The sequence below is a fragment of the Cyanobium sp. LEGE 06143 genome, assembly GCF_015207535.1.
In the GTDB taxonomy this organism is placed as follows: domain Bacteria; phylum Cyanobacteriota; class Cyanobacteriia; order PCC-6307; family Cyanobiaceae; genus NIES-981.
In genome coordinates, this window is the sequence record NZ_JADEWP010000067.1 from 1 (window position 1) to 9,769 (window position 9,769).

General features: G+C 70.7%; 13 protein-coding genes and 1 pseudogene (1 of these 14 cut by a window edge). 3 read left to right on the forward strand and 11 right to left on the reverse strand.

The features are described from left to right. Positions 1-1,028: 3-dehydroquinate synthase (gene aroB / locus IQ216_RS06475; protein WP_193814825.1), on the forward strand; the 1,028-nt coding region annotated here is incomplete at its 5' end. Here the strand turns inward: aroB and IQ216_RS06480 are convergent. After that, positions 1,001-1,339, reverse strand: coding sequence for a hypothetical protein (locus tag IQ216_RS06480; protein WP_193814826.1), 339 nt, complete (start codon positions 1,337-1,339; stop codon positions 1,001-1,003). The genes aroB and IQ216_RS06480 overlap by 28 nt on opposite strands. Before the next feature lie 191 nt (positions 1,340-1,530). Here IQ216_RS06480 and IQ216_RS14460 point away from each other — a divergent pair. After that, positions 1,531-1,614, forward strand: a pseudogene (locus IQ216_RS14460) (nitrogen fixation protein); the annotation flags it as partial. A gap of 43 nt (positions 1,615-1,657) precedes the next feature. Here the strand turns inward: IQ216_RS14460 and IQ216_RS06490 are convergent. Continuing rightward, complete coding sequence (locus tag IQ216_RS06490) at positions 1,658-3,166, reverse strand: Rieske 2Fe-2S domain-containing protein (protein WP_193814827.1); 1,509 nt, start codon at positions 3,164-3,166, stop codon at positions 1,658-1,660. Positions 3,167-3,392: 226 nt separating this feature from the next. After that, positions 3,393-3,929, reverse strand: coding sequence for a class I SAM-dependent methyltransferase (locus tag IQ216_RS06495; RefSeq protein WP_193814828.1), 537 nt, complete (start codon positions 3,927-3,929; stop codon positions 3,393-3,395). 88 nt (positions 3,930-4,017) lie between these two features. On the opposite strand from IQ216_RS06495, the gene IQ216_RS06500 reads away from it, so the two are divergent. Beyond that, complete coding sequence (locus tag IQ216_RS06500) at positions 4,018-4,683, forward strand: SDR family oxidoreductase (protein ID WP_193814829.1); 666 nt, start codon at positions 4,018-4,020, stop codon at positions 4,681-4,683. Here IQ216_RS06500 and IQ216_RS06505 read toward each other — a convergent pair. The 8 genes from IQ216_RS06505 to IQ216_RS06540 form a co-directional block, all read right to left on the reverse strand. Further along, a complete protein-coding gene (locus IQ216_RS06505) occupies positions 4,680-5,342 on the reverse strand; it encodes a Na(+)/H(+) antiporter subunit B (RefSeq protein WP_193814830.1) in 663 nt (220 codons plus the stop codon). The genes IQ216_RS06500 and IQ216_RS06505 overlap by 4 nt on opposite strands. Beyond that, positions 5,339-5,923: a hydrogenase subunit MbhD domain-containing protein gene (locus tag IQ216_RS06510; protein WP_193814831.1), complete on the reverse strand. Its 585-nt coding sequence runs from the start codon at positions 5,921-5,923 to the stop codon at positions 5,339-5,341. Before IQ216_RS06510 ends, IQ216_RS06505 begins: the two co-directional genes overlap by 4 nt. Before the next feature lie 5 nt (positions 5,924-5,928). Then, complete coding sequence (locus tag IQ216_RS06515; RefSeq protein WP_193814832.1) at positions 5,929-6,246, reverse strand: monovalent cation/H(+) antiporter subunit G; 318 nt, start codon at positions 6,244-6,246, stop codon at positions 5,929-5,931. After that, positions 6,243-6,491 (reverse strand): hypothetical protein, encoded by a 249-nt coding sequence (locus IQ216_RS06520; RefSeq protein WP_193814833.1) that lies wholly within the window; start codon positions 6,489-6,491, stop codon positions 6,243-6,245. Before IQ216_RS06520 ends, IQ216_RS06515 begins: the two co-directional genes overlap by 4 nt. Beyond that, the gene (locus tag IQ216_RS06525; RefSeq protein ID WP_193814834.1) at positions 6,482-6,862 is read right to left on the reverse strand and encodes a Na+/H+ antiporter subunit E; all 381 of its coding nucleotides are present in this window, start codon (positions 6,860-6,862) and stop codon (positions 6,482-6,484) included. The genes IQ216_RS06520 and IQ216_RS06525 overlap by 10 nt, the downstream gene beginning before the upstream one ends. 11 nt (positions 6,863-6,873) lie before the next feature. Continuing rightward, positions 6,874-8,436, reverse strand: a complete 1,563-nt coding sequence (locus IQ216_RS06530) for a proton-conducting transporter membrane subunit (RefSeq protein WP_193814835.1) — start codon at positions 8,434-8,436, stop codon at positions 6,874-6,876. 10 nt (positions 8,437-8,446) lie between these two features. Next, on the reverse strand, positions 8,447-8,821 hold the full coding sequence (locus IQ216_RS06535) for a cation:proton antiporter subunit C (protein WP_193814837.1): 375 nt from the start codon (positions 8,819-8,821) through the stop codon (positions 8,447-8,449). A 93-nt stretch (positions 8,822-8,914) separates the two neighbouring features. Then, positions 8,915-9,769: the 3' portion of a class I SAM-dependent methyltransferase gene (locus tag IQ216_RS06540; protein WP_370566641.1), read on the reverse strand. Its footprint extends 354 nt past the window's final position; the window shows 855 of its 1,209 coding nt (coding positions 355-1,209); its start codon lies off the right edge, out of view — the gene reads right to left on this strand; the stop codon is at positions 8,915-8,917.

Below are 9,769 nucleotides of genomic sequence, written 5' to 3' on the forward strand. Positions count from 1 at the left end.
GCACCAAGGCGCTGGTGGTCACCAACCCCGATGTGGACCGCCCCTACGGCGCCACGGTGCTGGCCAGCCTGGAGCGGGCCGGCCTGGCCGCCGAGCGGCTGGTGATCGAAGCCGGGGAAGACCAGAAAACCCCCGCCACCGTGGGCCTGATCCACGACGCTGCCTTCAAGCAGCGGCTGGAGCGCGGCTCGTTGATCGTGGCCCTCGGCGGTGGCGTGGTGGGTGACATGGCCGGCTTCGCCGCCGCCACCTGGCTGCGGGGCATCGCCGTGGTGCAGGTGCCCACCACCCTGCTGGCGATGGTGGATGCGGCGATCGGCGGCAAGACCGGCGTCAACCACCCCGGCGGCAAGAACCTGATCGGCGCCTTCCACCAGCCGCGTCTGGTGCTGATCGATCCACTGGTGCTCAGCACCCTGCCGGAGCGGGAGTTCCGGGCCGGCATGGCCGAGGTGATCAAGTACGGCGTGATCGGCGATCCCGGGCTGTTCGACGCCCTCGAAACGGCAGCGCGGCAGCAGCCCGCCACCGCCCTGGCCAGCCGCGAGGCGGTGGGCGCCGAACTGCTGCACACCCTGCTGGAGCGCTCCGCCGCCGCCAAGGCCCGCGTGGTGGCGGCCGACGAACGGGAGGGCGGCCTGCGGGCGATCCTCAACTACGGCCACACCCTCGGCCACGTGGTGGAGACCCTCTGTGGCTATTGCACCTGGCTGCATGGCGAGGCCGTGGCGATCGGCATGGCGGCGGCCGGCGAGATCGCCGTGGCGATGGGGCTCTGGAGCCCAGCCGACCAGGCCCGCCAGCTGGCCCTGATCGACGCCGCTGGCCTGCCCCGGCAGTGGCCGCAGCTGGACCCCGAGGCCGTGCTGCGCTGCCTGCAGGGCGACAAGAAGGTGCGCGAGGGCCGGCTGCGCTTCGTGCTGCCCACGGCGATCGGCAGCGTGGAGATCCGCGACGACGTGGAACGCGACACCATCCTCGAGGCCCTGCGGGCCTGCGCTCAGGGGTCGGAGCTGCTCTCGGGGTAATCCTCCTCCAGGGCCGTTTCCAGGGTGGTGAGCAGCAGCACCAGGGCCGCACGCGATTCGAGCTCGGCGCCGCTCACCTCGTGGATCCAGCGATGACAGAGGTCTTCGATCTGCTGGAACAGGCCGGCACCGCGGCGCAGGGTGGCCATCACCCGCTCAACGCTCTCCTCATCCGCCTCCGGGGGCAACCCCACCACGTAGCGGCGGCCGTCATCGCCGATGTAGGTGAGCTGGCCCTCCACATCAAGGATGGGCGCCGCATGGGGTGTGATCGGTTGATSATCSCCGGTGTCGGGCGGAAAGCGATCCATGCAAACCCCTCGCCCTGCCTCCTCTGCTTAGCGAGACCTCAGCCCTTGCCAACCCCGGCGGCCTGGCAATCAGCACGTCTGATCGATTAGAGCCAGGGAATCATCGGTAACGGGCGGAACCTTGCTGTTCCCGCCCACCGCGGGCAAGGTGGAGAGGTCCACGCAGCAGCCCCCCAGAGGCGCGATCGGCGATGAGCTGGAGTGAACTGGAACGGTTGGTGGAGAGTGCTGAGGCCGACGACGCCCTGCGCCGCGCCCTGAGCCACTGCCGCAGCGAGCCTGAGCTGGTGCTCGCCGCCCGCACCCTCGGCTACCGGATCACCTCACGGGATCTTGTGCGCGCGCGGATCCTCGATCGGCAGGAGCAGCCGCTGCGGCAGGAGACCCTCGCCGACCCGGCTCCGGAGCGTTTCGGGGGGGAAGGCCTGCCCCTCGGCTGAGGCCCAGCTCCCAACGCTGAACCTGAGCCAGCCCCAGCCAACCAGCCAGGCTCAGCAGCCCCGCGCCGACGCAGGCCAGCCAGCCAGCTGCCAGTCCCATGCCCCCACCAAGGGGCGCTCCGGCCAGGGCCACTCCGCCCAGAGCGGCCGTGGACACCAGAGCCAGGCCCGTGAACAGCTGCAGCCAGGGCCGCAGCCGGCGCAGGCCGCGCTGGGCACCGGAGCAGGCCCGGCAGTGGCTCGTGTGGGCCTGCTGCCGCTCCATCAGGGCCTCACCACCGAGCCGGGGCGGCAGGGAGCGGCCGGGGAAGGGCTCGCCGCCGTGGTTCTCGATCCAGGCATGCAKGGCCCGCACGTACACGTCCGAGCTGGTGGGCAGGAAGCAGGCCTGGGCGAAGGCTGAGCGGCCACCGCGCTGCTGCAGCCGTCGCTCCTGGGCGTGCAGGAACACCTGGTCGTCCTCCAACACGATGTGATTGGCCAGATGCTGCAGCCAGCGAGGCCGCAAGGGCAGCAGCAGCCTGGGCAATGCCGACTCGAACTGGAACGGAAAGCGGGCGAACAGACGGCATTCCCCCGGGCGAATCGGCGTGGCATACACCACCGTGAGGATGCGGGCAAAGCCCTTGGCGGTGAGGTCGTGCCACATCAGGCCCGGCGCCGCGAAGGTGGTGAACTGGCTGCCGAGCTTGCCCCGGCGCGGCCCTTCCTCCCAGGTGGCCGTGAAGCCCTCGGCGCCCTCGCTGGTGATGCGAGCCTCCACCGGCGCCGCGTTCTCCCGCCGGCCCACGGTGCGGTGGTGGGTGAAGGGCACATGGCTCACATCCAGCACGTTCTCCAGCAGGGTTAGGGCATCCATGGGCAGATCCCGGAAGGTGTCCTGCACCAGCCAGCCGGGCTCCTCCAGGCTGGGCACCAGGGGCAAGGGCCGCTGGCTCGCCAGCTCCGGCTCCCCGGCGAACACGAACAGCAACCCCTGGGCCGTGGCCGTGGCGAACACACCGCAGCTCGAGCGGGCACTGGCGCAGGCGGTGCCGACCTGGGCGGCGTCCGCCTGGGGGATGGCGGTGCAGCGACCACTGCCGTCGAAACTCCAGCCGTGGTAGGGGCACTCCAGCTCTCCGCGGCCATTGAGCCGCCCCTCACTGAGGGGCACCAGGCGATGCGGGCACACATCCGCAAAGGCGCGCCACTGCTCGGCCCCGGCGTCCCACCAGAGCACCAGGTCCTGCTCCAGCAGAGTGAAGGGCGTGGGCCTGGAACGATCGAGATCGTCCAGATAGGCCACTGCATACCAGCGCTGCTGCCAGTGCTGACTCCAGCTCTCCTGCTCGACGCCAGGGGTGGGCCCGAGGGTGCTGACTGGAAGCGTGCCGGAGGAAGCCATGGGCTGGAATTGGCTTGCTGGATGATGGCGCGGTGGTGGCGTCAACCGGGATCAGTCCGGCGCAGGCCTGCGAACACGCGCAGGAAGCGGCGGACGCTGATCAGCCGTAACAGAGCTCTCCGGTGGCGGGAAAAGTCATCCCAGCATCGGAGATCCACCCCGTTCAGCTCAGGGCGTGGCGGAAGAGCGGCAAAGCGGTGTGGGGAGAGGTCAACGGCCTGCCAGATCAGCCCGACACCCCAGTCGGTGTTGACCACAAGGCCAGGTAGGTCTGGCCCATCCATTCCCCCTGGCGATGCTCGGGGCACACCAGCGCAGGGTCGGGGGGATTGCAGTCATGAACCACGATCACTCCACCAGGCCTCAGCAGGCGGAGCGCGTAGTGGAGATCGAGGCTGGACGCCACATAGGTGTGATGCGAATCGATGAAGATCACATCGAAGCGTTTGCCTGCCGCGACAACGCGCTGCAGACAGCTAGCCCCCTCGTCACCCTCCTCGCGGTGGTGCACCGGCAGACCGTCCGAGAAGTCGGCCGGAGCGTTGTAGAGAACGCGGCGGCAATGCACAAACTGGCGGCGGCACACCGCCGCGAACCGCCCGCCTGTGGTGGGTGTGGCGATCTCGAGGTAACGGCTGTAGCCATTCGCCCAACCCAGGGCGTTCACCACATCCGCCTTGGTGCAGAGGGGATGGCGGTTCCGGTCGAAACAGCGTTCGGACAGCGTTACAAGATCGCCACGGTCTTGGGACTGTCCCGCCATCAGCGTCTGACTTCTCGCCCTGCCGGATGGCCTGCCTGCCTTCGCGGCAGGCTGCTTAGGGTCAAGGCCGAGTCATCGGGTGTGCGGAATGGCCACGATTGCCGTGAGCGGAGCCTCCGGGAAGACCGGCTGGCGTGTAGTGCAGGAGGCCTTGGCCAGGGGCCACCAGGTGAAGGCCCTGGTGCGGCCCGCCTCCCAGCTGCCCGCAGGGCTGGAGGGGGCGGAGGTGGTGCGGCTCGAACTGGGGGATACCGCAGCGCTGCAGCGGGCCCTGGCCGGCTGCGAGGCCCTGGTGATCGCCACCGGCGCCCGGCCCTCGGTGGACCTGGCCGGCCCGCTCAAGGTGGATGCCTTCGGGGTGCGTGAGCAGATCGGCGCCTGCACCGCCGTGGGCGTGAACCGGGTGGTGCTGGTGAGCTCGCTCTGCGCCGGCCGGCTGCTGCATCCCCTCAACCTGTTCGGGCTGATCCTGCTGTGGAAACGGCTGGGGGAGCACTGGCTCGAGCAGAGCGGCCTGGCCTGGACCGTCGTGCGGCCAGGGGGTCTGAGCGAGCGTGACGAGGGCCTCGAGAGCGAGGGCGTGGTGTTCAGCGGCCCCGACCAGCAGGAGAGCAACAGCATCCCCAGGCGCCTGGTGGCCCGCGTCTGCCTCGACTGCCTCGACACCCCGGCGTCGGTGGGGCAGATCGTGGAGATCACCAGCAGCCAGGATCAACCACCCCAGCCGCTGGCCGCCTGGCTCGCCGCCAGCTAGAGCAGGCCCCGGTAGCGAACCAGCAGCTGCACCATGGCCCAGGAGCCCAGGGTCACCTTCACGGCCACCAGCACGTTGAGCAGGGGGATCCAGCCGCCGCTGTCGATCGTGCCGAAGCTGCCGCTGCCCCAGGGCACCACCCCCTCCAGGCTGAGCAGGGCCACCAGCAGGAAGGCCACCACCGCGGCTTTTTCCCACAGGTCGGCCCGGTAGCGCCGGTAGAGGCGATCCGCCAGCCGCACCGAGCCGCTGATCAGCAGCAGGCCGATCGCCGTTCCGCCGGACACGCCGGCCGCAAAGCCGCCGCCCGGCGAGAGGTGGCCCCGCAGGGCCAGCTCCACCGCCACCAGGGCGCAGACCGTGGAGCCCAACTGGCAGAGCACCACCGAGGGGGCGTCCTGCAGGCCGCGGATGCGGCGCTGGCTGGGCTCGCCGCTGAAGATCCAGCGCACGCCGATCGAGGCCAGGGTGAACACCACCACCTCCGACACGGTGTCGTAGAGGCGGGTCTCGAGGATCACGGTGGCCACCAGATTGGGCACATCGCCAGTGCGCAGCAGCAGCTCCAGCACCTGGTCGATCGGGGCCGGATCGGGCAGGGCCAGCGCCAGGGGTGACAGACAGAGCAGCACGGCTGCCAGGGCATAGACCCAGTTCATCGAGCCACCTCTCCGGGGGGGGCGCTGCCGCCATTGGGCGCCGGCGCTGGCTCCGGTCCCTCCGAGCGGATCAGCTCCAGCCGGTGGCCCTCCTGGCGCCAGTTGGTGGCCCCGGGCAGAGCGGCCAGATGCTCCAGCAGCTGGGGACGATGCAGCAGCAGCGCGTAGGACGGCTCGGCCTCCAGGCGGATCAGGCGGCCGTGCAGGCCGGGTTCACCGGCCTGGGGCAGGGGCACCAGTTCCAGGCGCAGGTGCAGCGGCTCCAGCCAGGCCCGCAGGCGCTGGCTGATCGCCTCGGGCGGCAGCGCCCCGCCGGGCAGGGCCAGCCGCAGCACCATCGAGGAGCGCAGGGCCACGGCATAGAGCGTGGTGGAGAGCAGGGTGCCCACCAGGGCCTCGGTGAGGGCCACGTCGGCGGCACCGAGCAGGGCGTAGATCAGGGCCGCCACCGCGCCGAGGATGCCCCGCATCACCAGCGTCTGGTAGGGGTTCGACTGGGCCACCAGCAGGATCGCCGTGAGCGGCAACAGCGCCGTGATCGGCAGCAGCAGGGCCGCATCACTGGTGAGGGTGAAGTCCATGGAGCTCAAGACGGATCTCCGGACGCCGTCTCGGGGCCCTTGGCCGGGGGCAGCGGCAGGGGCTGGGAGCAGCTGGCCAGCACGTAGCCGAAGATCGTGTTCCACACCACCAGCGACAGCAGCGCCAGCAGCAGCAGCGGCCATTCCGGGACGAAGCGCAGGAGCAGGCCCACCAGCATCAGGGCCGAGCCGAGGGTGTCGGCGATGCCCAGGTAATGGAGCTTGCGCAGAAAGCTGGAGCGGCCCAGCAGGGGCCAGGTGCCGGAGAACCAGAGCACCAGGCCGCTGAGCAGCAACACCATGCTCACCACGCTGAGGTTCATCGGTCCACCCCCCGCAGCAGGTTGGCCAGCAGCATCACCGCTGAGTTGCCCACGCTGAGCACGATCACCCCCACGATGCCCAGCATCCAGTCGTCACGCACCACCGACACCGCCAGCATCAGGATCGCCACCTTGGTGGACACACTCGCGAAGGCCGCCAGCCGATGCCAGACATCGGTGGACTTGCAGGCCACCAGGATCGGCAGTAGCAGGGCCAGCACCATGCCCAGCAGGATCAGGCCCATGGCTTGCCCTCCGGCCTTGCCATGCGGTGCACCCGGTAAGCCCGCCCGTCCCGCTCCACCCCAAGCGCGATCGTGAGCGGCGTGAGGGTGATGCGGAACACCTCCAGAAAGGTGAGCAGGGCCGAGCCATGGGCCCTCACCGGCGAGGGCTCCACCCTGCCCTGCAGCCGCGAGCCCAGAAACAGCAGGGTGAACGCCTCGCCATAGGCCACCGGGATCGCCACCAGGCTGGCCAGCAACTGGCTCAGCAGCTGGCGCAGCGGCACGTGGCGACTGCGCCCMRYCRGCAGGKYCAGGGCCACCGCCAGGCCGATCGCCACGTTGGTGGTGCTCAGATCGCCGCTGAGCAGGCACCAGATCAACAGTCTCATCGCCACCGTGATCAGCCGGGCCATAGCGCCTCCCTCGGCATCAGGGCGGCCACCAGGGCGGCACCCACCACGGCGATGCCGCCGAGCAGCTCCTGCAGTCGCTCCAGATCAGGCAGCGGCAGCGGCAAGGGAGGCGGATCCAGAACCGGGCCGGGGGCCAGATCAGGGGCCGGGCTGGCCGTTGCCTGGCGACGCCGGCGCAGCGCCTGGGCCACCAGGCTGAGGCCAGCGTGAACCCCCACACCTGCGGCGATCACGGCCAGCGCCTTGAGGGCACCCCCCAGGGAGGGCAGGGGCCCCTGCAGCAGGCCGAGGGCCAGCAGCAGCAGCAGCAGCAGCCCCACTCCTGCGGAAGGCCAGGGCCCCTGCCAGCGGATCGGCCGCCAGCAGAGCCTCGCGTACACGGCGGCCGTGCCCACCTTCGCCACCAGCAGGGTGCGATCCAGCAGGGGGGAGAGCTGGCTGGCGATCTCGGCGTTGAGCTGGGTCTTGGTCCAGTAGCCCAACAGCAGGGGCGCTCCGGCGATCGAGAGCGAGGCCAGCAGCAGGGGCACGGCCAGCCCGGCCTGCAGCGGCTGCTGCCGCCAGCGGCTCAGATCCCGGCTGCCGGCGCGTCCGGCCACCAGAAACAGGCAGGCCTTGGCCAGGCCGTGGGCGAGGGCATAGACACCGCCCGTGACCGGGCTGATGATCACCAGGCCCACCTGCCCCAGGGTGCTCCAGGCCAGCACGCGCTTGAGATCGGTTTCAGCCAGCGCGTAGATCACCCCGAGCAGGGCACTGGCCAGGCCGATCGCCAGCAGCAGCGGCTGCAGCTGGGGCAGCTGGTTCGAGAGGCGCAGCAGCGGGCAGAGTCCGCCGGCCACCACCACCCCCGAGAGCAGGGCCGACACCTCAGAGGGCGCCTCGGCATGGGTGCGGGGCAGCCAGAGGCCCGAAAGGAACACCCCGGACTTGGCCAGCAGGCCCACCAGCAGCAGGGCCACCACCACCGCAAGGCTGCGGGGCTCCATGGCCGGGCTGGAAAGAGCCTTGAGGCGGAAACTCTCGGTCTGCAGATACAGAAGGGCGGCACCCACCAGGTACAGCGTCATCACGCTGTTGCTGACCAGCAGATAGCGCAGGGCGATCCAGAGCTGCTGGGGCTGCCGCTTCTGCAGGATCAGCAGGAAGGCCGTGACGCCCACCACCTCCAGGGCCACGTAGAGGCTCACCAGATCCACGGCCAGGAAGGCCGAATTGAGCCCTCCCACCAGCACCATCACCAGCAGCAAGAACGGCCCCAGCGGCGGCCGTCGCCAGGTGTCCAGCAGCACGGCCAGGGCCACCAGGCCATTGAGCAGCAGGAAGGGAGCCGCCTGGGCATCGGCCTGCAGCAACACCCCCAGGGGCCCGGTGAGCTCCAGCGACCAGGGAGTGCTGAGTGGGAACAGCAGCACGCCCACTGCCGTGGTGCTGACGGCGCAGACGAGGGTGAGCCAGCGGGCCAGCGAGGGCAGCAGCGCCGCCAGGAAGGCCCCCAGGAAGGGGAACAGCAGCCAGGCGATCAGCAGGGTGACAGTGGTGGTGGACATCACAGACCCCTCATCGCCACGGCTCTTGGGCCTCGGGCTGCTCGAAACTGAGGGCCTCGAGCAGGGGATCCACCGCCGAGAGGCGCGTGATCACCACCAGCAGCAGGGCCTGGATCGAAAGGCCAATCACGATGGCGGTGAGGATCACGGCCTGGGGGATCGGATCGGCCCAGGCCGTGATCGAGTCGAGGCTGTCGGGGTTGGCCACGATGGGGGTGCGCAGGCCGCTGCGGGCCGCCACCAGCACGAACAGGGCCACGGCGGCCGTGCCCATCACGTCCATGGCCAGGGCCTTGAGGAAGAGATTGTTGCGGCCTATCAGTCCCAGCAGTCCCGCCAGGAGTGAACCCAGAACCAGGGCTTCCAGCAGGCGGAAGGTGTCGATCAGGGGGGGGACTCACGGGCGCGACTGACAGTAACCGCTTCCCGCTGGAACCTGGCCCTGCCAGAGGCCTTTTGCAGCGATCCCGCCCGCGGCTCATGCGCTCCGGAGGGGCGCTTCCCCCCCGAGCCCGCCGGGTTCCCGCAGAAACAGAGGCTGCTCCACGGCCTCGGGGAGAGCCCCCCGGCTGAAGGCCAGCCAGCGGAAGTCGCCGAGGGTGTGGGGGTCGACCAGGCGCAGCAGGGCCTCGCGGCTGGCCAGCAGGGCCGCCAGGCCGGCGCCATGGCCCTGCTGCAGCCCGTGCAGCCGCTGCGCCAGGCCCAGGGCGAGCAGGGCTTCCCCCTGGCGACACTGGCCCAGGGTTTGCCAGCCGGCGGCCCTGGCCTCGGCCTGCAGGCTCTCGATGCAGAGGTGGGCGGTGAGATCCCAGGCGCCGGGCTCCTGCAGCGGATCCTGGCTGGCCTGCTGGCCGTGGTAGGCCATCAGGGTGCCGGCGGAGCGCTGCGGAGCGTAGTAGCGCCACGCCTCCAGGGCGTAGTCGATCACCAGCAGCTGGCCCGCCTCCAGGGCCTGGCCGCAGGCCGCCAGCCAGGGCCCGACGCCCGGGTGCAGCTCCGTGCACCAGCCCGGCCCCCGCTGGTCTCCCGGCGGATCCAGTCCAAGGGCGCGCAGGGATGCCGCCGCCTGGGGCTGCAGGGGCCCGCCGGGCTCCAGCACGAGCAGGGGCCGGGCCGGGTGCTCATCCCGGAGCCGCACCTGCTGCTGGCGCCAGAGTGACCCGTCCCACTCCACCCTCTCCACGGCCAGGGCATCGAGCACCTCATGGGCCAGCACCACGCCGCGCAGGGGCGCCTGGGCCAGCTCGGGCCAGTCGCTCCAACGGCAGGCCAGGGGCGAGGCCTGCAGCAGCTGGCGCTGGCGCTCCGCCATTCCCGCATTGGGCNNNACCAG